The 24,529-nt window shown below is 73.4% G+C and carries 8 protein-coding genes; 3 read left to right on the top strand and 5 right to left on the bottom strand.

The window, feature by feature from the left end:
• Positions 1-80 precede the first annotated feature (80 nt).
• Positions 81-1,037, bottom strand: coding sequence for a methionyl-tRNA formyltransferase (locus ABZW17_RS04610; protein ID WP_354809601.1), 957 nt, complete (start codon positions 1,035-1,037; stop codon positions 81-83).
• Between the two features lie 114 nt (positions 1,038-1,151).
• Between ABZW17_RS04610 and ABZW17_RS04605 the strand changes: the two genes are divergently transcribed.
• Positions 1,152-2,450 (top strand): SidA/IucD/PvdA family monooxygenase, encoded by a 1,299-nt coding sequence (locus ABZW17_RS04605; RefSeq protein ID WP_354809599.1) that lies wholly within the window; start codon positions 1,152-1,154, stop codon positions 2,448-2,450.
• Positions 2,451-2,494: 44 nt separating this feature from the next.
• Here the strand turns inward: ABZW17_RS04605 and ABZW17_RS04600 are convergent, their stop codons facing one another.
• Genes ABZW17_RS04600 through ABZW17_RS04585 form a run of 4 tightly spaced genes read right to left on the bottom strand, consistent with a single transcriptional unit; the run spans position 2,495 to position 5,910 of the window.
• Positions 2,495-2,980, bottom strand: a complete 486-nt coding sequence (locus tag ABZW17_RS04600) for a DinB family protein (protein ID WP_354809597.1) — start codon at positions 2,978-2,980, stop codon at positions 2,495-2,497.
• A gap of 20 nt (positions 2,981-3,000) precedes the next feature.
• Entirely contained in the window at positions 3,001-3,810 is an 810-nt protein-coding gene (locus ABZW17_RS04595) for an ABC transporter ATP-binding protein (RefSeq protein ID WP_354809595.1), read from the bottom strand.
• 4 nt (positions 3,811-3,814) lie between these two features.
• Entirely contained in the window at positions 3,815-4,873 is a 1,059-nt protein-coding gene (locus ABZW17_RS04590) for an iron chelate uptake ABC transporter family permease subunit (protein WP_354809593.1), read from the bottom strand.
• Entirely contained in the window at positions 4,873-5,910 is a 1,038-nt protein-coding gene (locus ABZW17_RS04585; RefSeq protein ID WP_354809591.1) for an iron chelate uptake ABC transporter family permease subunit, read from the bottom strand. The genes ABZW17_RS04590 and ABZW17_RS04585 overlap by 1 nt, the downstream gene beginning before the upstream one ends.
• Positions 5,911-6,064: 154 nt before the next feature.
• Between ABZW17_RS04585 and ABZW17_RS04580 the strand changes: the two genes are divergently transcribed.
• Together ABZW17_RS04580 and panD are read left to right on the top strand one after the other, a co-directional pair.
• A complete protein-coding gene (locus ABZW17_RS04580; RefSeq protein ID WP_354809589.1) occupies positions 6,065-24,055 on the top strand; it encodes an amino acid adenylation domain-containing protein in 17,991 nt (5,996 codons plus the stop codon).
• Between the two features lie 2 nt (positions 24,056-24,057).
• Positions 24,058-24,471, top strand: coding sequence for an aspartate 1-decarboxylase (gene panD, locus ABZW17_RS04575; protein ID WP_354809587.1), 414 nt, complete (start codon positions 24,058-24,060; stop codon positions 24,469-24,471).
• Positions 24,472-24,529 lie beyond the last annotated feature (58 nt).

The following is a 24,529-nucleotide window of genomic DNA, read 5'->3' as shown; positions in this document are numbered from 1 at the left end:
CGGCGCGGCCGCCGCCAAGGGATGTCCCGCTCACCGGTCACGGCCGGTCGGTGAGTCCATCCATGCCCCCGCCATCACCCTCAATGGAGGCGCTTCGCGCCACTGCACAAATAGCCGCCCATCGTCTTGAAGTACTCGGCTGCCGGCAGGTCGGTCCCGTCGGCGGTGCGGACGCGCTCGACGAGCAGGCCCGGCGACCGGCCGCGGCGCGCGTCCGGCCCGGCGACGATCACCACGCCGTCGCCTTCGCGGATGAAGATCCGGCCCGGCGTGCCGCCGTAGTTGCCTCGCGACACCGACGCCTTCAGGATCCGCAGCTCCTCGCCGCGGTGGTAGGCGAACGCGTTCGGGTACGGGTCGGACAGCGCGCGCACGAACCGCTCGAGGTCGGCCGGGGGCAGCGTCCAGTCGATCAGGCTGTCGCGCTGGGCGCGCTTGTGGAAGAAGCTGGCCCGGGACCGGTCCTGCGGCACCGGCGTGTAGCCCGTCTCGATCAGCGAGAGGGCTTCGGCGGTGATCGGCGCGATGAGGTCGACCGTGCGGTGGAAGAGGTCGGTCGTGGTGTCGGCCGGCCCGACCGGGATCGCGCGCTGCAGCACGATGTCGCCGGCGTCGAGCTCACCGTCCATCATGTGGGCGGTGACGCCGACTTCGGGCTCGCCGTTGATCATCGCCCAGATGAGCGGCGAGAACCCCGCGTACGCCGGGAGCAGCGAGTCGTGGATGTTCAGGGTGCCGTGGCGCGGCAGCTCGAAGATCTCCGGCGGCAGCCAGGTGCGCCAGTTGTTCGCCACGATCAGGTCGAGGTCGGCCGCCTTGAGCTCGGCGAGCAGCTCGGCGTCGTCGGGCCGGGTGCGCAGGAGGACCCGGATGTCGTGCGCGGCCGCGAGGTCGGCCACCGAGTCGGCCCAGATCCGCTCGTAGGCGTGGTCGCTCTTCGGGTGCGTGATCACGAGGGCGACCTCGTGGCCGGCGTCGATGAGGGCCTGCAGGGTCCGGTGCCCCCAGGTCTGGTAGCCGAACATCGCCACGCGCATTCGAGAGTGCCTTTCGTGATCGGGGGACGAACATCACCACGAACGTACTAGGCGAGGCTCGCCTAAGTTAGGTTAGGGTTCCCTGAACCGTACCGGAGCGCGCGAGGGAGCAACATGACTGCAGAGGTCCCGATCTACGACATCGTCGGCGTGGGCTTCGGACCGTCGAACCTGGCCCTCGCGATCGCCCTCGCCGAGCACAACGCCGGCGCCGGGGAGCCGGTGACCGCGCACTTCCTCGAGCGGCAGCCCCGGTTCGGCTGGCACCGCGGGATGCTGATCGACACGGCGACGATGCAGGTGTCGTTCCTCAAGGACCTGGTCACCATGCGCAACCCGACCAGCGAGTTCAGCTTCCTCAACTACCTGCACGCGGCCGGCCGGCTGGTCGACTTCATCAACCACAAGAACCTCTTCCCGCTGCGCGTGGAGTTCCACGACTACTTCGAATGGGCGGCCGCGAAGGTCGACGACGTCGTCTCGTACGGCACCGAGGTCGTCGCGGTGACGCCGGTCCACGACGGCTCGGAAGTCGCGTACTTCGACGTCCGGGCCTCGGACGGCTCGTCGCTGCGCGCGCGGAACCTGGTGCTGGGCACGGGTCTGCGGCCCCGGCTGCCCGAGGGCGTCACCGCGGGTCCCCGGATCTGGCACAACAGCGAGCTGCTGTTCCGCGTGGACGCCCTGCGCGGCGCCGACCCGAAGCGGTTCGTCGTGGTCGGGGCCGGCCAGAGCGCGGCCGAGGTCGCCGCGCTGCTGCACGACGAGTTCCCGCGCGCGCAGGTGTGCGCGGTGTTCGCGCGCTACGGCTACAGCCCGGCCGACGACAGCTCGTTCGCGAACCGGATCTTCGACCCGGAGGCGGTCGACCAGTTCTACCGCGCGGGCGAGCCGGTGAAGGACCGCCTGATGCGCTACCACGGCGCGACGAACTACTCGGCCGTCGACGTCGACCTGATCGACGAGCTGTACCGGCGGGTGTACCGCGAACGGGTCCTGGGCGTGGAACGGCTGCGGCTGTTCAACGTCTCGCGCCCGGCCGAGGTGACCGACGCGGGAACGGTGACGGTCGAGTCGCTGACCACCGGCGAGCGCACGGTCCTCGAGGCCGACGCGGTCGTGTACGCGACGGGCTACCGTCCCGCGGACCCGACATCGCTGCTCGGCGAGCTGGGCGCGCGCTGCCTGCGTGACGTCGAAGGCCGGCTCCGCGTCGAGCGCGATTACCGCCTGAGGACGGACTTCCCGCTGCGCGGCGGGATCTACCTGCAGGGCGGCACCGAGCACACGCACGGGATCACTTCGTCGCTGCTGTCGAACACCGCGGTGCGGGTGGGGGAGATCCTGCAGTCCGTCGTGGACCGCCGGGTGGTCGCGGAGCCGGCCGGGGAATACGCGGTCAGCGCACGCTGACCGGCCGGTGACCCGGCGGTCGCCGCGGACCGCCGGGGACGCCGTCAGCCCGCCGTGATCTGTTCCCGCAGGATGTCGCCGTGGCCGGTGTGGCGGGCGAACTCCTCGATCAGGAACAGGTAGACGAACCGCAGGCTGACCTCGCCGACGACCGGGTGCGTCCACCGGTCCTCCAGCGAGCGGCCCGCCGCGATCTCGCGGGAGCGGGCGCTCGTGCGCTCGTACTCCGCGATCACGTCCGCCACCGTCTCGTCGTCGCCCACCGCGAAACTCGCGTCTCCCGGCGTCGACGGGCCGTCGATCTCCGCTTCGCTCATGCTCGCGACCAGCCACTGGAACCAGCGGCGTTCGGCGACGGCGGCGTGTTTGACCAAGGCGATCGGCGTGGTCAGGGACGAGACCAGGCGACGGCGGGCGTCGCCTTCCGACAGGCCTCGCGCGTTCTCCACCAGGGCGAGCCGGTTGCGGTCGAGCATGGCTTCGAGCAGCTCCCGCTCGGTGCCGACGGTCTTTTCGGGCAGCGCATACATGCCTTCAGCTTGCCGGAGAATCAGCCCTGGTGCACCGGTGCCGGGTGGTGGCGGCTGATCGGGATCACCATCGGCGTGCCGCTCACCGGGTCCGGGGTCACCTGGCAGCGGACGTCGAAGACCTCGTCGACCAGCTCCTCGGTGATCACCGCCGCCGGTTCGCCCGACGCCACCACGCGGCCCGCCTTCATCGCGATCACGTGGTCGGCGTAGCGGCACGCCTGCGGGAGGTCGTGCAGCACCATCACCACCGTCCGGCCTTCGCCGCGGTTGAGGTCGACGACCAGGTCCAGCACGTCGATCTGGTGCGCCAGGTCCAGGTAGGTCGTCGGCTCGTCGAGCAGCAGCACCGGCGTGTCCTGGGCGACCGCCATCGCGATCCACGCGCGTTGCCGCTGGCCGCCGGAGAGCTCGTCCACCGGGCGGTCGGCGAGGTCGGTCAGCTGCGTGGCCGCCAGCGCGGAGGCGACCGCGTCTTCGTCCGATGTGGACCACTGGCGCCACCAGCTCTGGTGCGGGGCGCGGCCGCGGCCGACGAGGTCGGCCACCGTCATGCCTTCCGGCGCCACCGGGGACTGCGGGAGGATGCCCAGCTGCCGGGCGACCTGGCGGGTCGGCAGGTCGTGGATCGAGCGGCCGTCGAGGTACACCCCGCCCGCCTTCGGCGTGAGCAGCCGGGCCAGGGTGCGCAGCAGCGTCGACTTCCCGCACGCGTTGGCCCCGACGATCGCGGTGATCTCGCCCGCCGGGATGTCGAGGTCGAGGCCGTCCAGGACGATCCGGTCGTCGTAGGCGACGCGCAGGTCCTGCACGCGCAGGGACGGTGTCATCTTCTCAGCCTCCGGAGCCGGATCGGTTGGCCCTGGCCAGCAGCCAGAGCAGCAGCGGGGCGCCGAGCGCGCCGGTCACGATGCCGACCGGCAGCGGGGACGCGGTGAGGGAACGGGCCAGGATGTCGCTGCCCAGCACCACGACCGCGCCGATGAGCGCGGACGCCGTCAGCGGCGGGGACGCCTGGCGCGCCAGGCGTTGTGCGATCTGCGGTGCGGTCAGCGCGACGAACGAGACCGGGCCCGCGGACGCCGTCGCGAAGGCCACCAGCCCGGCGCCGGCCAGCAGCAGCCCCAGCCGCACCGGCTGCACCGGCGTGCCGAGCCCGGCCGCGACGTCGTCGCCGAGCTGCAGCGTGCGCATCCACCGCGACAGGGCCAGCACGAGCGGCAGCAGCACTGCGAGCGCACAAGCCAGCGGGACGACGTGCTCCCAGCCGCGGTTGGCGAGGTTGCCGACGAGCCAGCCGATCGACGCCTGGGCCTCGGTGATCTGCGCGCGGCTGAGCAGGTAGTCGGTCAGGCTGGTGCACATCGCGAAGACGCCGATGCCGACCAGGATGATCCGGTAGCCGGTGGTGCCGCGCCGCCACGCGAGGGCGTACACGAGCAACCCGGTCAGCAGCCCGCCGAGCAGGCCGAGCGTGGTGGTGCCGAGGCCGCCGCCGAAGCCGAACGAGATCCCGGCGACGACGGCGGTCGCCGCGCCCGCGTTGATGCCGATCATGTCCGGACTGGCCAGCGGGTTGCGCGTGATGGTCTGGAACACCGCGCCGGACGCGCCGAACGCGAGCCCGGCCAGCAGCCCGGTGAGCGCGCGCGGCAGCCGGAGCTCCTGCACGATGTAGCCGGTCCCGCTGTCGCCGCCGCCGAACACCGCGGACAGGACGTCGGACACGCTCAGCGGGACGTCCCCGATCGTCATGCCCCAGCAGAACAACGCGAACGCCGCCACCGCCAGGACGACCGAGACGGCCAGCAGGCGGAGCCGGACCTGGCCGGACACCGCGGGTTTCGCGAGGCGGAAGGTGACGCGGGCGCGGCGGACCTGCAGCAGGCTCATCAGGACTCCACCAGCTTGCGGCGGCGGACCAGCCAGATGAAGAAGGGCGCGCCCAGGAAGGCGACGATCACCCCGGCGCGGACCTCGCCCGGCCGCGCCATGATCCGGCCGAGGATGTCGGCGGCCAGCAGCAGGCAGGGCGCGAGGACCGCGGTGTAGGGCAGCAGCCACCGGTGGTCGGGCCCGACGACGAACCGCACGGCGTGCGGGACGATCAGGCCGAGGAACACGATCGGGCCGGCGACCGCGACGGACGCGCCGGTCAGCAGCGTGATGGCGAGCGCGCCGCGCAACCGCAGCGGACCGAGCCGCCGTCCGAGCGCGACCGCGACGTCGTCGCCGAGGGCGAGGCTGTTCAACGCGGGCCCGCTCGCGATCGCCAGCACCACTCCGGCGAGCAGGAACGGCAGGACGCGCAGCAGCGAACCGCTGTCGACGCCGGCGAGCGAACCGGCCGACCAGAACCGGTAGCGGTTGAGCGCCACCGGGTCCGACAGCACCATCGCGCTGGTGAACGAGCCGAGCAACGCCGTCACGGCGGCCCCGGCGAGGGCGAGCTTGACCGGGCTGGAGCCGCTCCGGCCGCGGGTGCCGAGGAAGTAGACCACCGCGGTGGCCGCGAGCGCACCGGCGAAGGCGAACCAGATGTAGCCGTAGAGGGAACCGACGCCGAGCACGGTGATCGAGAAGACGATGGCGAACGCGGCTCCGGCGCTGATCCCGAGCAGGCCGGGGTCGGCCAGGGGGTTGCGGGTCAGCGCCTGCATGAGCGTTCCGGCGAGGCCCAGCGCGGCGCCGACCAGCACGGCCAGCAGGGTCCGCGGGATCCGGACACTGTGGATGATCACGGCGTCGGCCGAGCCGTCGTCGTGCCGGAGCACCTGCCAGACGGCGCCGAACGAAATCTCCTTGGACCCCAGCCAAACGCTCAGCAGGCACAGGAAAACGAGGACACCGAGGGCGGCCAGCAGCCCCAGTGCGCGGCCCAGGTGTGGCGGGCGTCGCTTGAGAGCGATCCCTCCGGGGTCTGTTCGCACCGCACCTCCGACTGGTACTCATTTTAGGTAAGGCTAACCGATGGTACAGGAGTGCATCCTCACCATCCGTTTGTTAGGGTCACCTAAGTTTGCACCCCGATCGGGGTGCCGTGAGCAGCGGGAGGCTGGTCTACCGGTGAGTAACGGTGACGCTGTGCAGCAGGTGCCGGCGCTTGGGTTCTGGCGTGACCGCCTCGCCTCGGCGCCGAAGGAGCTGCCGCTGCCGATCGACCGGCCCCACCTCGCGGAGCCCGTCTTCGCCCGGCTGGACGGGCCGCTGCCCGCCGTCGACGAGCTGACCCTGCTCGCGGCCTTCACGGTGCTGCTGTCCCGGTACGCGGGAACGGTGGACGTCGTGCTCGGGATCGGCGCGCTGGTGCCGCTCCGGGTGGATCTGGGTGGCTCGCCGGGGTTCGGCGAAGTGGTCGCGCGGGTGCGCGAAGCGCGGGAAGAAGCGCTGGCCCACCGGGTTCCGTTCGGCGACCTGGTCGCCGAGCTGGCGCCCGAACCGGGTCGCGGGGGATCGGTGCTGGTCAACGTGGGCTTCGGGGCCGAGACCGACCTGCCGCTCGAGCTGAACCTGACCGGGGGTGGGGTGCGCTACCGCGCCGACGTCCTCGACGAGTCCACTGTGGACCGGATGCTCGGGCACCTCGGCCACCTCCTGGCCGACGCGCGGGAGCGTCCACAGTGCCCGGTCGCGCGGCTGAGCGTGCTGCCGGAACCGGAACGGCACCGGATTCTCGAGGAGTGGAACGACACCGGCCTCGCGACACCGCTGTCGACGTTGCCGGAGCTGTTCGCCGCCCGCGTCCGCGAAAACCCCGACGCCGTGGCGCTCGTCTTCGAAGACGAGGAACTCACCTACGCCGAACTGGACGCGCGGGCCAACCGGCTCGCCCACGTGCTGATCGGCCGCGGTGCCGGGCCGGAACGCGTGGTCGCGCTCGCCGTGCCGCGCTCGATCGGGATGATCGTCGCCGAACTCGCCGTCCTCAAGGCCGGCGCCGCCTACCTGCCGCTGGACCCGGACTACCCGGCCGAGCGGATCGCCTTCATGCTGGCCGACGCCCGCCCGGTCTGCGTGGTGACCACGGGCGACCTCGCCGGCCGCTTCGACGGCGACGTCCTGCTCCTCGACGAGATCGCCGCGGACGACGTCCCGGCGACGGACCCGGCCGCCGCGATCGTCCCGGCCAACGCCGCCTACGTCATCTACACCTCCGGCTCCACCGGGCGGCCCAAGGGGGTCGTCGTTTCCCACGCGGGCGTGGCGAAGCTCGTCGCCACGCAGTCCGAGCGGTTCGGCGTGGGCCCGCACAGCCGGGTGCTGCAGTTCGCGTCGCCGAGTTTCGACGTCGCTTTCTGGGACCTCTGCCTCGGCCTGCTCTCGGGTGGACGGCTGGTGGTCGTCCCGGCCGAGCGCCGGGTGCCCGGCCCGGAACTGGCGGACTACGCCCACGCCCACGGCGTCGACTTCATGATCCTGCCGCCCGCGCTGCTCGCCGAGTTCCCGGCCGACTGCGACCTGCCGCGGGACAGCGTCCTGCTGGCCGGAACCGAGCGGGTGTCGCCGGAGCTGGTGCGCCGCTGGGCGCCGGGGCGGCGGATGTTCAACGCCTACGGCCCGACCGAGGCCACGACCAACTCCACCCTCGGTCTCTGCGACCCGGAGATCGCGCCCGGCTCGGCCGTGCCGATCGGCGTCCCGGACCCCGGCACCCGGGCGTATGTCCTCGACGCCCACCTCGAGCCGGTCCCGCCCGGGGTCGTCGGCGAGCTGTACCTCGCGGGAAGCGGCCTGGCGCGCGGGTACCTCGGCCGGCCGGGGCTGACGGCGCAGCGGTTCGTGGCGGATCCCTTCGGCTCCGGCGGGCGTCTGTACCGGACCGGTGACCTGGTCAAGTGGCTCCCGGACGGCCGGCTGGTGTTCCTGGGCCGGGCCGACGACCAGGTGAAGATCCGCGGCTACCGGATCGAGCTCGGCGAGATCGAGTCCGTGCTGGCCGAACACCCGCGTGTCGGCCAGTCGGTCGTCGTCGCGCAGGACGGGCAGCTGATCGCCTACGCCGTGCCGGTGCCCGACCGCGACCAGGCGGCCGAGCAGGGCCACGTCGACGAATGGCACGACGTCCACGAGGAAATGCTCGCCGGTTCCCACGGCATCGAGGAGAACTTCGCGGGCTGGAACTCCAGCTACGACGGCTCGGAGATCCCCCTCGCGCAGATGCGGGAGTGGCACGCGGCGACGATCGAGCGGATCCGCGCGCTGCGGCCGAAGCGGGTCCTGGAGATCGGCGTCGGCAGCGGGTTGATCCTCTCGCGGATCGCCCCGGACGCCGAAGCCTACTGGGGTGTCGACCTTTCCGAGAGCGCGATCGAGAACGTCCGGCGCGAGGTCGCCGCGACACCGTTCGCGAGCAAGGTCCACCTCGCCGCCCGGCCCGCCCACGACCTGGGCGAACTGCCGGAGTTCGACACGGTGATCATCAACTCCGTCGCCCAGTACTTCCCGAGCGCGGACTACCTCGCCGAGGTCGTCAGGACCGCGGCGGGCGTGCTGGCGCCGGGTGGGACGATCTTCCTCGGCGACATCCGGAACCTGCGTTCCCTGCGGGCGTTCCGGACCGCCGTCGAGCTGCACCACGGCCGCACCGACGTCGCCGTGGTGGACCAGGCCATCGCCCGCGAGGGCGAGCTGGTGCTCGACCCGGACTTCTTCCCGGCCTTGGCCCGCGACCTGGCCGGCTTCGGCGACGTCGACCTGGGGGTGAAGCGCGGCACCGCGCACAACGAGCTGACCCGGCACCGCTACGACGTCGTCCTGCGGAAGGCGCCCCGGCCCGAACCGGCCGAAGAGCAGGTCGTCGCGTTCGGCGATCTCGGTACGGTGGAACGGTTCCTGGCCGCCGAGACGCCGGAGCGGCTGCGCGTCACCGGCATCCCGGACGCGCGGCTGGCCGGCGAACTGGCCGCCGTCCGGGCCCTGGACGCCGGTGACGCCGAGGCGGCGTCGACCGCGCTCTCGCACCGAGACGGCGTCGACCCGGAAGCACTGCACGGGCTCGGCGAACGCGCCGGTTACCGCGTGGCGGTCACCCTGGCGCCCGTCGGCGGAGAGCTGGAAGCCGTCTTCTCGAGGGGGGAGGACGGCCCCGCCTACCGCCCGGTGCGGCAGACGGGCACCCCGGGGTCGTACGCCAACAACCCCGCGGCCCGGCGCGAAACCGGCGCTCTCGTGACGTCGTTGCGCGCGCACGTCCGGGACCGCCTGCCGCAGTACATGGTGCCGTCGGCGTTCGTCGTCCTGGACAGGCTGCCGGTGCTGGCGTCGGGCAAGCTCGACCGCAAGGCCCTGCCCAGCCCCGAGCGGTTCACCGCCGGGCCCGGCCGTGCGCCGCGCAACCCCGTCGAGCAGCTGCTGTGCGAGATGTTCGCCGACGTCCTCGGCGTGCCGCAGGCCGGGCCGGACGACGACTTCTTCGCCCTGGGCGGGCATTCGCTGCTGGCCACGCGGCTGATCCAGCGCATTCGCGCGGCCGTCGGTGCCGAGGTGGGCGTGCGGGCCGTGTTCGACGCGCCGACCCCCGCCGCGCTCGCCGACGTCCTGGCCGGTGCGGTCACCGGCACCGACCGGCGTCCCCTCGTGCGCGTCACCGAGCGGCCCGACCGGCTGCCGCTTTCGTTCGCGCAGCAGCGGCTGTGGTTCCTGCACGGCCTGGAAGGCGGCTCGGCGACCTACAACGTCCCGCTCGTCATGCGGCTCTCCGGCGAGCTGGACGTCGACGCCCTGCGTGCGGCGCTCGACGACGTCCTGGACCGGCACGAAGCCCTGCGGACGGTCTTCCCGGTCGTCGACGGCGTCCCGTACCAGGAAGTGCTGCCCGGGGGGACGGTGCAGCTCGCCGTCCGCGAGGTGTCCGATGTGGACTCCGCGGTCGATGCCCTGGTGCGCGGCGTGTTCGACCTGGACGCCGGAGTGCCGGTGCGCGCGGAACTGCTCACCGCCGACCCTCGGCGGCACGTGCTCGTCCTGGTCGTGCACCACATCGCCGCCGACGGCTGGTCGCTGTCCCCGCTCTGGCGGGACATCGCCACGGCCTACCGCGCCCGCCGGGGCGGTGAAGCTCCACAGTGGACGCCGTTACCCGTGCAGTACGCGGACTACACGCTCTGGCAACGCGAGCTGCTCGCCTCCGAAGAGACGGCGCAGCTGGCCTACTGGCGTGAAACCCTGGACGGCCTGCCCGACCGCGTCGCCCTCCCGCTGGACCGGCCGCACCCGCCGGTGTCCGCCTACCGCGGCGGCTTCTTCACCTTCACCTGGGACGCCGGGCTCCAGGCCGGGCTCACCGACCTCGCGCGCGCCTGCGGGGCCAGCCCGTTCATGGTCGTGCACGCGGGCCTGACGGCCCTGCTGTCCCGGCTCGGCGCGGGCACCGACATCCCGATCGGCACCCCGATCGCCGGCCGCACCGACCCGGCCCTCGATGATCTTGTCGGCTTCTTCGTCAACACCCTGGTCCTGCGCGTCGACACCGGCGGCGACCCGTCGTTCCGCGACCTGGTCGCCCGGGTGCGCGAGCGCAGCCTCGACGCCTACGCCCACCAGGACGTCCCGTTCGAGCGGCTCGTCGAGGCCCTGAACCCGGCCCGCTCCCTGGCGCACCACCCGCTGTTCCAGACCATGCTCGCCTGGCAGAACACCCCGGGCGCCGGTGTCGAGCTGCCCGGGCTGACCGTGACCGAGCAGCCGGTCGGCACCGGCACGGCCAAGTTCGACCTCTGGTTCTCCTTCACCGAGCGGCCCGACGGCCTGCACGGCCAGGCCGAGTTCAACGCCGAGGTGTTCGACCGGGCCACCGTGACCGGCCTCCTCGACCGCCTGGAAACCCTGCTGCGGCAGGTCGTCCAGGCACCGGACCGCCGCCTCGGCTCCCTCGACGTGCTCACCCCGGCCGAGCGCGACAGCCTCGAAGAGACCTGGTCAGGTGCCGTCGAGGAGGTTCCCGCGGTCACCGTGCCCGAGCTGTTCGCCGCCCAGGTCGCGCGAACGCCGGACCACCCGGCCCTGGTCTTCGAGGACGAGGAACTCACCTACGCCGAGCTGGACGCCGTCTCCGACCGCCTCGCGCGGGTGCTGGCGGAGCGCGGAGCGGGACCCGAGCGCGTGGTCGCCCTGGCCCTGCCGAGGTCGACGCACCTGGTCACGGCGATCCTCGCCGTCCTCAAGACGGGCGCGGCCTACCTGCCGCTCGACCCCGGCTACCCGGCCGACCGCATCGCCTTCATGCTCGACGACGCGGACCCGGCCCTGGTGCTGGCCGTCGCCGGAACCGCGGTTCCGGGCGCTTTGCTGCTCGACGACCCCGCCACTCTCGCCGACGTCCCGGACGTGCCCCCGGACGTCGTGCTCCGGCCGGAGAACCCGGCGTACGTCATCTACACGTCCGGTTCGACGGGCCGGCCGAAGGGCGTCGTCGTCCCGCACGCCGGGATCGTCAACCGGCTGCTCTGGATGCAGGCCGAACACGGCCTCACCGGCGACGACCGCGTGCTGCAGAAGACGCCGTCCAGCTTCGACGTCTCGGTGTGGGAGTTCCTCTGGCCGCTGCTCACCGGCGCCACCGAGGTCCTGGCCCGGCCCGACGGCCACAAGGACCCCGTCCACCTCGCCCGGCTGATCCGCGACCGCGGCATCACCACCGTCCATTTCGTCCCGTCGATGCTGCAGGTCTTCCTCCAGGAACCGGCGGCGGCCGGGTGCACGAGCCTGCGCCGGGTGCTGTGCAGCGGCGAGGCCCTGCCGCTCGACGCCGTCGCCCGGTTCGGGGAGGTCCTCGACGCCGGGCTGCACAACCTCTACGGCCCGACCGAAGCCTCGGTGGACGTCACGTCGTGGCGGACGTCCACGGAGGACACTTCGGTCCCGATCGGACGTCCGGTGTGGAACACGCGGACGTACGTGCTCGACGCCGCCCTGCGCCCGGTGCCGCCGGGCACCCCCGGCGAGCTGTACCTCGCCGGTGTCCAGCTGGCCCGCGGTTACCTCGGCCGGCCCGGGCTGACCGCCGAGCGGTTCGTCGCCGACCCGTTCGGCGCGCCCGGCTCCCGGATGTACCGCACCGGCGACCTCGCCCGCTTCCGCACCGGCGGCGTCCTCGAATTCCTCGGCCGCGGCGACGAGCAGATCAAGATCCGCGGCTTCCGCGTCGAGCCCGGCGAGATCGCCGCAACGCTGTCCGCGCACGACGACGTCGCCCACGCCGTGGTCGTCGCCCGCGAGGACCGCCCCGGCGACGTCCGCCTGGTCGGGTACGTCGTCCCGGCCGACACCGCCGGCTCGGCCGAGGAGGAGACCGAGCAGGTTGGCGAGTGGCGTGACCTGTACGACTCGATGTACTCGGGCGACGACGACGAGTTCGCGGGCTGGAACTCCAGCTACACCGGCGCGCCGATCCCGCGCGACGAGATGCGCGAGTGGCGCGACGCCATCGTCACCCGGATCCGGGAGCTGCAGCCGCGGCGCGTGCTCGAAATCGGGGTCGGCAGCGGCCTGCTGCTGACCGATCTCGCCCCGGACTGCGAGACCTACTGGGGAACGGACTTCTCCGCCGAGGTCATCGCTTCGCTCGGCGCCCGGGTCGCGGCCGAGCCCGCGCTCGCCGGGCGCGTCGAACTGCGCACCGGCGACGCCGCCGACGTCACCGGCCTGCCGCCGGGGTACTTCGACACGATCGTGCTCAACTCCGTCGTCCAGTACTTCCCGAGCGGGGCCTACCTCCTCGACGTCGTGCGGAAGGCCCTGGCCCTCCTGGCGCCGGGCGGCTCGCTGTTCGTCGGGGACGTGCGTGACCTGCGCCAGGTCCGGGCGTTCCACACCGCGGTGGCGCAGGCCCGCGGCGGCGACGTCGAGCAGCGGCTCCTGCGGGAGAAGGAACTCCTCGTCGCGCCGGAGTTCTTCGCGGGCCTCGACGGCGTTGCGGCGGACATCCGGGTCAAGCGCGGCCGCGCGGTCAACGAGCTCACGCAGTACCGCTACGACGTGGTCCTGCGGCCGGGAATCGCCGAGCTGTCCCCGGTCGAGACGCTCACGTGGGGCACCGAGGTGTCCACTGTGGAGGAAGTGGTGGCCCGCCGAGGCGACGGCCTGCGCGTCGAAGGCGTCCCGAACGGACGAATCACCGAAGGCGTGGACCCCGAAGACTGGTACGCCCTCGGTGCGGTGGTGACCTGGTCCGCGGCCGGTGACGGCTCGGTCGACGTCCTCTTCACCGGCGACGACCCCGCCGGGGCGTTCCGGCCTGGGCCCGGGCCGGTCCTGGCCCACACCGGCAACCCCCGGCGTTCGCGCCGGAGCACCGCCCTGCCGGCGGACCTGCGGACCCTCGCCGCCGAGCGGCTGCCCGAGCACATGGTGCCCTCGGCGATCGTCGTGCTCGACGCGCTCCCGGTGACGGCCAACGGCAAGCTCGACCACCGCGCGCTCCCGGCCCCCGACCCGGTCGCGCCGGTCTCGGACCGCGAGCCGCGCACCCCGGCCGAACGGCAGCTGTGCGAGCTGTTCGCCGACGTCCTCGGCCTGCCGCGGGTCGGCCCGGACGACAGCTTCTTCGCCCTGGGCGGGCATTCGCTGCTGGCGACCCGGCTCATCGCCCGCATCCGCACGGCGCTGCACGCCGAACTCGAAGTCCGGTCGGTCTTCGAGACGCCGACCCCGGCGGGCCTGGCCGGGGCGCTCGCCACCGCCGGCGGGACCGCGCGGCCGCCGCTGGTCGCCACCCGCCGCCCGGAGCTCGTCCCGCTGTCCGGCGCCCAGCGGCGGCTGTGGTTCCTGCACCACCTCGAAGGCCCGTCGGCCACCTACAACGTCCCGCTGGTCATGCGGCTCGAAGGCGACCTCGACGTCGAAGCGCTGCGCCTGGCCCTGTCCGATGTGGTCGCGCGGCACGAGGCGCTCCGCACCCGGTTCCCGCAGCGCGACGGCGTGCCCTACCAGGACATCCTCCCGCCCGGAGCAGCCGGCCTCCCGGTCCGCGAGGTCGCCGACCTCGACGCGGCCCTGACCGGGCTGGTCCGCGGCTCGTTCGATCTGGAGGCGCACGTGCCGGTGCGCGCCGAGCTGCTGCGGCTGGGCGCGCGCGAGCACGTCTTCGCGCTGGTGTTCCACCACATCGCCTCCGACGGCTGGTCGATGGCCCCGCTGTGGCGCGACATCGCCACGGCCTACGCCGCCCGTCAGTCCGGCGAGGCTCCACAGTGGACACCACTGCCGGTGCAGTACGCGGACTACACGCTCTGGCAGCAGGATCTCCTCGGCCGCGAGGCCGACCCGGACAGCGTGCTGAGCGTCCAGCTGGACTACTGGCGGGACACCCTCGACGGCCTGCCGGACCGGATCGAGCTGCCCCTGGACCGCCCGCACCCGGCGACCGCGACCTTCCGCGGCGAGCTGCACACCTTCACCTGGGACGCCGAGCTCCACGCCGGCCTGGCCGAGCTGGCCCGCGAGAGCGGCGCAAGTGTGTTCATGGTCGTGCACGCGGCCCTCGCGGCCCTGCTCACCCGCCTCGGCGCGGGCACCGACGTGCCCATCGGCTCGCCCATCGCCGGCCGCACCGACCCGGCACTGGACGACCTCGTCGGCTTCTTCGTCAACACCCTGGTGTTGCGAGTGGACACCGGCGGCGAACCGACGTTCCGGGAGCTCCTCGGCCGCGTCCGCGAACGCAACCTCGACGCGTACGCCCACCAGGACGTCCCGTTCGAGCGGCTGGTCGAGGTGCTCAACCCGGCGCGGTCGCTGTCGTATCACCCGCTGTTCCAGGTCATGCTCGCCGGCCAGAACAACGCCCGCGCCGAGGTCACCCTGCCCGGCCTGGCCGTCACCGAGGTGCCGGTGACCACCGGGACGGCGAAGTTCGACCTCGCGATCTCCCTGACCGAGCGGAACGCCGGGATCGACGGCGTGCTGGAATTCAACGCCGACGTCTTCGACCACACCGGTGCGCACGCGATCCTGCGCCGACTCGAAGTCCTGCTGCGCGCGGCCCTGGCCGAGCCCGACCGCCCGGTCGGCGCCCTGGACCTGCTCGAAGGCGACGAGCGCGCCCGCGTGCTCACCACATGGGCCGGCTCCCTCGAACCGGCGGGCACCGAGACGTTCCCCGCGATGTTCGCCCGGCGCGTCGCCGAGGCCCCCGACGCGGTGGCCCTCGTGTTCGAGGACGTCGAGCTCAGCTACGCCGAGGTGAACGCCCGCGCCAACCGGCTCGCGCACCTGCTGCTTTCCCGGGGTGCGGGGCCGGAGCGGGTGGTCGCGCTGGCCGTGCCGCGCTCGGTGGACATGATCGTCGCCGAGCTGGCGGTGCTCAAGGCCGGAGCCGCGTACCTGCCGATCGACGTCGACTACCCGGGCGACCGGATCGCCTACATGGCCGGCGATGCGGCCCCGGTGTGCGTGGTGACGACAGCGGACATCGAGGCGAAACTGCCGGCGTCCCTGCCGCGGGTCTTCCTCGAGGACCCGGCTCTGGCCGGAATGTCCACTGAGGACCCTTCCGTGGTGGTCAGGCCGGAGAACGCGGCGTACGTGATCTACACGTCCGGCTCGTCCGGGCGGCCGAAGGGCGTCGTCCTGCAGCACTCCGGCGTCGCGAAGCTGGTCGCCACCCAGAGGGAGCGGTTCGGGGTGGGCCCGCACAGCCGGGTCCTGCAGTTCGCGTCGCCGAGCTTCGACGTCGCCTTCTGGGACCTGTGCCTCGGGCTGCTTTCGGGTGGCCGCCTGGTGGTCGTCCCGGCCGAGCGGCGGGTCGCGGGCCCGGCGCTCACCGAATACGCGCACGCCCACGGCGTCGACTTCATGATCCTGCCGCCCGCCCTGCTCGACGCGATGCCGGCGGACCTCGACCTGCCGCGCGACAGCGTGCTGCTCGCGGGCACCGAACGCGTGTCGCCGGAGCTGGTCCGCCGCTGGGCGCCGGGGCGGCGGCTGTTCAACGCCTACGGCCCGACGGAGGCGACCACCAACTCGACCCTCGGCGAGAGCGACCCGGCCGAGCTGGCGGACGCGACCGTCGTCCCCATCGGCGTCCCCGACCCCGGCACCCGGGCGTACGTCCTCGACGCCGGGCTGCGGCCGGTCCCGCCCGGCGTGGTGGGGGAGCTGTACCTCGCCGGCTCCGGGCTGGCGCGCGGGTACCTCGGCCGGCCGGGGCTCACCGCGGAACGGTTCGTCGCGGACCCGTTCGGGTCGGGCGGGCGGCTGTACCGCACGGGCGACCTGGTCAAATGGCTGCCGGACGGGCGGCTGGTGTTCCTGGGCCGGGCCGACGACCAGGTCAAGATCCGCGGCTACCGGATCGAGCTCGGCGAAATCGAGTCCGTGCTCGCCGAGCACCCGGCCGTCGGGCAGTCCGTCGTCGTCGCGCAGGACGGGCGGCTCATCGCCTACGCCGTGCCCTCGGCCGGGCGCGACGAAGAAGCCGAACTGGACCACGTCGGCGAGTGGCGCGAGCTGCACGAGAACGTCTTCACCGAAGCCGCGTCCGGCGGGCTGGAGGAGAACTTCACCGGCTGGAACTCCAGCTACGACGGCTCCGAGATCCCGCTCGGCGAGATGCGCGAGTGGCACGCGGCGACGATCGAGCGGATCCGCGCGCTGCGGCCGAAGCGGGTCCTGGAGATCGGCGTCGGCAGCGGCCTGATCCTGTCCCGGATCGCGCCGGACGCCGAGGAGTACTGGGGCGTCGACCTGTCCGAGCGGGCCATCGCCAACCTGCGGCGTGAACTCGCGGCGACACCGTTCGCGAGCAGGGTCCACCTGGCCGCGCGGCCCGCCCACGACCTGGGCGAACTGCCGGAGTTCGACACGGTGGTCATCAACTCGGTCGCCCAGTACTTCCCGAGCGTCGGCTACCTCGCCGAAGTCGTCCGCATGGCCGCGGCGCACGTCCGCCCGGGCGGCGCGATCTTCCTCGGCGACATCCGGAACCTCCGTTCGCTGCGGGCGTTCCGGACGGCGACCGAGCTGCGCCACGGCCGCCGGGACGTCGCCGCGGTGGACCAGGCGATCGCGCGGGAGGGCGAGCTCGTGCTCGACCCGGACTTCTTCGCGGCCCTCGGACTCGACGGCTTCGACGACATCGACCTGTGGGTGAAACGCGGCCACGCGCACAACGAGCTGACCCGGCACCGCTACGACGTCGTGCTGCGGAAGGCACCTCGGCCCGCCGCTCCCGAAGAGCGGGTCGTGTCCGTGGCCGAGCTGGAACAGGCGTTGGCCACTCGCCCGGCCCGGCTGCGCGTGACCGGCGTGCCCAACGCCCGGCTGTCCGGGGAACTCGCCGCCGTCACCGCGCTGGCCTCGGGCGACGCCGAGACGGCACTGTCCGCTTTGGACGACCGGGCCGGAGTGGACCCCGAGACCCTGCACGACCTCGGCGAGCGTCACGGCTACCGCGTGTACGCGACCCTCACCGCGGACGAGGGCGTCCTGGAGGTCGTGTTCACCACCGGCGAGCCGACGCGGATCCACCGCGGCCGCCCGGTCCGGGCCGCCCTGGAAGCGCTCGGCACTCACCCGGCCGGGCAGCGGGACGCGAACGCGCTGGTCACGGCGTTGCGGGCGCACGTGCGGGACCGGCTGCCGCAGTACATGGTGCCGTCGGCGTTCGTGCTCCTCGACCGGCTCCCGCTGCTGGCTTCGGGCAAACTGGACCGGCGTGCCCTGCCGAGCCCCGACAAGCAGGCGGCCACCGCCGGCCGGGCCCCGCGGACCCCGGTCGAAGAAGTCCTCTGCGGACTCTTCGCCGAAATACTCGACACGGCGGCGATCGGCGTCGACGACGACTTCTTCGCCCTCGGCGGGCATTCCCTGATGGCGACGCGGCTGGTCGCACGGCTGCGGTCGGTGTTCGGCGTCGAGCTGCAGGTGCGGTCGGTGTTCGAGACGCCGACCGTGGCCGGGCTGGCCGCGCTGCTGGCCACCTCGGACGCCGCGGCCCGGCCCGCCCTGGTGCGCGCCGACCCGCGGCCGGAGGTGCTGCCGCTGTCGTTCGCCCAGCAGCGCCTGTGGTTCCTGCACCGGCTGGAAGGTCCGTCGGCGACGTACACCATGCCGACGGCGGTCCGGCTGACCGGCGACCTCGACGTCGAGGCTCTGCGCACGGCCCTGTCCGATGTGGTCGAACGCCACGAAGCCCTGCGCACGGTGTTCCCCGAGATCGACGGCGAAGCCCGGCAGCGCGTCCTCGCCGACGTCACGATCCCGCTGCCGGTCGGTGCGGTCACCGAGGCGACGCTCGCCGACGCGGTGTCCGAAGCGGCCGGCACGGTGTTCGAGCTGGAGTCGGAGATCCCGTTGCGGGCGACGCTGCTCCGCCTCGGGGTTCGCGAGCACGTCCTGGTGCTCGTGGTCCACCACATCGCCTCCGACGGCTGGTCGACCGCGCCGCTGTGGCGGGACCTGGCGACGGCCTACACCGCCCGCCGGACCGGCGAACCTCCACAGTGGACGCCGTTGCCGGTGCAGTACGCGGACTACACGCTGTGGCAGCGGGACGTCCTCGGCGAGCCGGTCCTCGAACCGCAGCTGGCCTACTGGCGCGAAACCCTCGCCGGCCTGCCGGAGCGGATCGAGCTCCCGACGGACCGGCCGCACCCGGCGGAGGCGTCCTACCGGGGCGAGCAGTTCGCCTTCGGCTGGGACGGTGAACTCCACAGTGGACTCGTCGAACTGGCCCGCGCCTGCGGCGCCAGCGTGTTCATGGTCGTGCACGCCGGGCTCACCGCGGTGCTGACCCGGCTCGGCGCGGGCACCGACATCCCGCTCGGTACGTCCATCGCCGGCCGCACCGACGCCGCCCTGGACGACGTCGTCGGGTTCTTCGTCAACACGCTCGTGCTGCGCGTGGACACCGGCGGCAACCCGTCCTTCCGGGACCTCGTCGCCCGCGTGCGCGAGCGCAGCCTCGACGCGTTCGCCCACCAGGACGTCCCGTTCGAGCGGCTGGTCGAAGCGCTGAACCCGGTCCGGTCGCCGGCCTACCACCCGCTGTTCCAGACGATGCTGGCCTGGCAGAACAACGCCGTCGCCGACCTCGCCCTGCCCGGTCTCACCGTCGCGGAGGAACCGGTCCGCACCGGCACCGCGCGGGCGGACCTGACGTTCTTCGTCGGCGAGCGGCCGGGCCACCGGGCCGGGATCCACGGCACGGCGGAGTACAACAGCGACGTCTTCGACCGCACGAGCGTCGAGGCGATCCTGGCGCGGCTGCGGACGTTCCTCGCCGCCGTCGTCGCCGGCCCGGACACCCGGATCGGTGCCGTCGACCTGCTCACCGGCGCCGAGCGGGAGCTGCTCGCCGCCGACCCCGCGACACCCCTGCCCGCGGAGACGGCCGCCGGGCTGTTCGCCGCCCAGGTCGCGCGGACGCCGGACGCGACGGCCCTGATGTCCGGTGCCGGACGGCTCACCTACGCCGAGCTGGACGCGCGGGCCACCGCGCTGGCGCGGGCCCTGCTCGCGCGGGGCGCGGGACCGGAACGGGTGGTGGCGGTCGCGCTGCCGCGGTCGGTGGACCTCGTGGTCGCGCTCCTGGCGGTGCTCAAGACCGGCGCCGCCTACCTGCCCCTGGACCTGAACCACCCCGCCGAGCGCATCGAGCTGATGCTCACCGACGCGGCCCCGCACCTGGTCGTCGCCGAAGCCGGCTTCGGGGGCAGGCTCGTCCGGCCGGGGGACACCGGGCCGGAAGCGGCCTGGCCGTCGATCGGCCCGGACCACCCGGCGTACGTGATCTTCACGTCCGGCTCCACCGGCCGCCCGAAGGCCGTCGCCGGAACCCAGCGCGCCCTGGCCAACCGCCTGCACTGGGGCCGGGGCCTCGCGCGAGGCGTGCGCCTGGCCAAGAGCGCCCTGACGTTCATCGACGGCTCCACCGAGCTGCTCGGCGGCCTCGTCGCGGGCGACCCGGTGGTCCTCGCCGACGACGCCACGGCCACCGACCCGATCGCCCTGGCCGAGCTGGTGCGGACGTCGGGCGCGCAGGTGCTCACCGTGGTCCCGAGCCTCCTCGGCACCTTCGCCGAGGACGCCCCGGCCGGCGCGTTCGACACGGTGACCACCTGGATCACCAGTGGCGAACCGCTTTCCGGCGCACTTGCCGGGAAGGTCGCGGCCCGGTGGCCGGCGGCGGAACTGGTCAACCTCTACGGCTGTTCCGAAGTCGCGGGCGACAGCCTGGCCCAGGTCTGCGGCCCGGTGGCCATCGGAGCGCCGATCGCCAACACCCGCGCGTACGTCCTCGACGCCGGTCTCCGCCCGGTGCCGCCGGGCGTGCGCGGCGAGCTGTACCTGGCCGGCGCCGGGCTCGCGCGGGGCTATCTCGGCCGGCCGGCGCTCACCGCCGAACGGTTCGTCGCCTCGCCGTTCGAGCCGGGGGAGCGGATGTACCGGACCGGCGACCTCGTCCGCCGCCGGGCCGACGGGGCGTGCGAGTTCCTCGGCCGCGCGGACCAGCAGCTCAAGATCCGCGGGTTCCGCGTCGAGCCCGGCGAGGTCGAAGCCCTGCTGACCACGGACGCGTCGGTGGCGCGCGCGGCCGTGATCGCCCGGGAGAACCGGCTGATCGCCTACGTGGCACCGTCGGGTGACCCGGTCGCGCTCCGGGCGCTGGTGGCCGGGCGCCTGCCGGAACACCTGGTGCCGTCGGCGATCGTCGTCCTGCCCGAGCTGCCGGTGAACGCCCACGGCAAGCTGGACCGCGCCGCCCTGCCCGACCCGGCGGTGCGGGCGTCCGGGCGGCTCGCGCGGACCCCGGCCGAGCAGGCGTTGTGCGAGCTGTTCGCCGACGTCCTCGGCTTGACCGTGGTCGGCCCGGACGACGGGTTCTTCGCCCTGGGCGGGCACTCGCTCCTGGCGACGCGGCTGGTCAGCCGGATCCGCGCGCTGCTCGGCGTCGAGGTGCCGCTGCGGGCGGTGTTCGACGCGCCGACCCCGGCCCGCCTCGCCGAACTCCTGGACCCGGGCCGGGGCAGCCGGCCCGCGCTGGTCCCGGCCCGGCGCCCGGACGTGCTGCCGCTGTCGTTCGCGCAGCAGCGGCTGTGGTTCCTCGACCGCCTCGACGGGCCGTCCGCGACCTACAACATCCCGTGGGCGTGGGAACTCACCGGCCCGGTCGACGCCGTCGCGCTGCGGGCCGCGCTGGGTGACGTCGTGGCGCGCCACGAGGTGCTCCGGACGCTCCTGGTCGAGGAGCAGGGCACCCCGCGGCAGGTCGTCCTCGACCGGGCGCGCCCGGTGCTGGTCACCGAGACCGTGGCCGAGGCCGGGCTCGACGAGCGCGTCGCCGCCGCCGCGTCGTACTGCTTCGCCCTGGACGCCGAGATCCCGGTCCGGGCGACCCTGGTTTCGGCCGGGCCGGACCGGCACGTGTTCGTGCTGCTGGTGCACCACAGCGCGGGCGACGGCTGGTCGCTGCCGCCGCTGAAGCGGGACCTGGACACCGCGTACGCGGCCCGCTGCCGCGCGGAGAGTCCACAGTGGACGCCGTTGCCGGTCCAGTACGCGGACTACACGCTGTGGCAACGCGAGCTGTTCGGCCGCGCCGACGACCCCGCGAGCGTGCTGGGCCGGCAGGCGGCGTTCTGGCGGGACACCCTCGCCGGTATCCCCGACGAGCTGGCGCTGCCGGCGGACCGGCCACGCCCGGCGCGGTCGACCAACCGCGGTGCCGCCGTGCCGTTCACCGTGCCCGCGTCCGTCCACAGGGGACTGCGGGAGCTGGCCCAGCGCAGTGGCACCAGCACCTTCATGGTCCTGCAGGCGGCCTTGGCCACGCTGCTGACCCGGCTCGGCGCGGGCACCGACATCCCGCTGGGGACCCCGGTGGCCGGCCGCACCGACCACGCGCTGGAGGACCTCGCCGGGTTCTTCGTCAACACCCTCGTCCTGCGCACCGACACCGGCGGCGACCCGACGTTCCGAGAGCTGCTGGCCCGCGTTCGCGAGGCGGACCTGGCGGCCTACGCCCACCAGGACCTGCCATTCGAGCACCTCGTCGAGCTGCTCAACCCGCCCCGGTCGCTGGCCCGGCACCCGGTGTTCCAGGTCATGCTCGCGGTCTACCACGCCGGTTCGGCGCCGGAGCGGCTGCTCGGGCTGGAAGCGTCCTATCGGGACACCGGACTGCGGCAGGCGAAGTTCGACCTGTCGTTCGACCTGGTCGAAACGGCCGAGGGCATCGACGGCGACCTCGAGTTCAGCCTCGACCTCTTCGACGAGCCGGCCGCGCGGACGCTCACCGAGCGCCTGGTCCGGCTGATGACCGCCGTCGTCGCCGACCCGGACCGGCCGCTGAGCCGCATCGACGTCCTCGATCCCGGTGAGCGGAACCGGATCCTGCACGACTGGGGGGCCGGGGCGCCGCTGACGCTCTCGGCGCCGACGGTCGTCGACCGGCTCGCCGCCCAGGTGGCGGCCACCCCGGACGCGACCGCGCTGAGCGACGCGGATTCGAGCGTCACGTTCGCCGAATTCGCCGCCCGTACCGACCGGCTCGCTCGGTGGCTCGCGTCCCGGGGCGCCGGTCCCGAGCGGGTCGTGGCGCTGGTGCTGCCGCGGTCGGCGGCCGTCGTCGAGGCGATCTTCGGCGTGTTCAAGACGGGTGCGGCCTACCTGCCGGTGGACCCGGACCAGCCGGACGACCGGATCTCGGCGATCCTCGCCGACGCCGGTCCCGCGCTGGTGCTCACCAGCCGTTCGCTGCCTTCGCCCCCTCCCGGCGCGCTGTTCGTCGAGGACATTGTGGACAGTTCCGCTCCGCTCACCCCGCCGTCACCGGCGAACCCGGCGTACGTGCTCTACACATCGGGGTCCACGGGCCAGCCGAAGGGCGTGGTCGTCCCGCACTCCGGGCTGGTCAACCTGTTCCACAGCCACCGCGAGACGCTCTACCGCCCGGCGGTCGCGGCGGCGGGCGGGCGGCGGCTGCGGGTCGGGCACGCGTGGGCGTTCTTCTTCGACGCGTCCTGGCAGCCGCAGCTGTGGCTGCTCGACGGGCACGAGGTGCACGTCGTCGACGACGACACCCGCCGCGACCCGGACCGGCTGGCGGCGGTGGTGCGCGACCGCGGGCTCGACTTCCTCGAGCTCACGCCGTCACACTTCGCGCAGCTGGCCGCGGCCGGCGTGGTCGCGGACGGCCGGTGCGCCCTCGGCGTGGTCGGCGTCGGCGGCGAAGCCGTGTCGCAGACGCTGTGGGAGACGCTGTCGTCGATGCCGGACACGGAGGCGTACAACCTCTACGGCCCCACCGAGGCCACGGTGGACGCGCTGGTCGGCCGCTTCCGCGACGCGGACCGGCCGGTGATTGGGCGTCCGGTGCACAACACGCGGGCGTACGTGCTCGACGGCGGGCTTTCGCCGGTCCCGGCCGGGGTGCCCGGCGAGCTGTACCTGGCCGGCGCCGGGCTGGCCCGCGGCTACCACGGGCGGCCCGGCCTCACCGCGGACCGGTTCGTCGCCTCGCCGCATCAGCCGGGGGAGCGGATGTACCGCACCGGCGACCTGGTGCGGTGGCGGCCCGACGGGCAGCTCGAATACCTCGGGCGCACCGACGACCAGGTCAAGATCCGCGGCTTCCGGATCGAACCGGGCGAGATCGAAACGGCCCTGACCCGGCACGACGACGTCACGCAGGCCCTGGTCGTGGTCCACAAGGAGCGGCTGGTCGCCTACACGACCCCGGCGGCCGCGGATCCCGTGCGGCTGCGGGAGTTCCTCGCCCGGTCGCTGCCGGCGTACATGGTGCCCGCGGCGATCGTGCCGGTGGACGCGTTCCCGGTGACGCCCAACGGGAAGCTGGACCGGGCGGCGCTGCCGTCGCCCGAGTTCGAAAGCCGTGGCCGGGCCCCCGGAACGGCCACGGAGAAGGCGCTCTGCGAGATCTTCGCGGAGGTCCTGGACGTCGCCGTCGTCGGCGCCGACGACGACCTGTTCACCCTCGGCGGCCATTCGATGCTGCTGGTGCTCCTGCGCACCCGGATCACCGAACGGCTCGGGACCGAGCTGCCGATCGCCGAGTTCTTCCGCACCCCCACCCCGGCCGGGCTGGCCGCGGTGCTGACCCGAGACACGGAGTAGACGTGCACCGCACCCTGATGAACGCCAAGATCCACCGCGCCACCGTCACCCAGGCCGACCTGCACTACGTCGGCTCGCTGACCATCGACGCCGACCTGATGGCCGCCGCGGACATCGTCGAGGGGGAGCGGGTCCAGGTCGTCGACATCACCAACGGCGCCCGGCTGGAGACCTACGCCATCACGGGCGAGCCTGGCTCCGGCGTGATCGGCGTCAACGGCGCGGCCGCACACCTGGTGCACCCCGGCGACCTCGTCATCATCATCACCTACGCGCAGGTGGCCGAATCCGAGCGCGCCGGGCACCGGCCGCGGGTGGTGCACGTGGACGGCGACAACCGGCAGGTCCACCTGGGACACGACCCGGCCGAGCCGGTGCCGGGGGCCGCGGCGCAGCTGTCCGGCCGTGGGCGCTGACACAGTTGCGTCGGCGAGGGTGCCCTAAATAAGGTGTGCCTATCCTAAAAGAGAGGTT

This window comes from Amycolatopsis sp. NPDC004625, assembly GCF_040609695.1.
In the GTDB taxonomy this organism is placed as follows: Bacteria; Actinomycetota; Actinomycetes; order Mycobacteriales; family Pseudonocardiaceae; genus Amycolatopsis.
The sequence above is the reverse complement of the archived record's forward strand: the minus strand, read 5'-3'. Positions and strand labels throughout refer to the sequence as shown.

What these genes read in the sequence shown, in the direction of transcription:
- ABZW17_RS04595 (WP_354809595.1), bottom strand. Translation starts at nt 3,810, where the DNA reads ATGACACCGTCCCTGCGCGTGCAGGACCTGCGCGTCGCCTACGACGAC.
- ABZW17_RS04605 (WP_354809599.1), top strand. Translation starts at nt 1,152, where the DNA reads ATGACTGCAGAGGTCCCGATCTACGACATCGTCGGCGTGGGCTTCGGA.
- ABZW17_RS04600 (WP_354809597.1), bottom strand. Translation starts at nt 2,980, where the DNA reads ATGTATGCGCTGCCCGAAAAGACCGTCGGCACCGAGCGGGAGCTGCTC.
- ABZW17_RS04590 (WP_354809593.1), bottom strand. Translation starts at nt 4,873, where the DNA reads ATGAGCCTGCTGCAGGTCCGCCGCGCCCGCGTCACCTTCCGCCTCGCG.
- ABZW17_RS04610 (WP_354809601.1), bottom strand. Translation starts at nt 1,037, where the DNA reads ATGCGCGTGGCGATGTTCGGCTACCAGACCTGGGGGCACCGGACCCTG.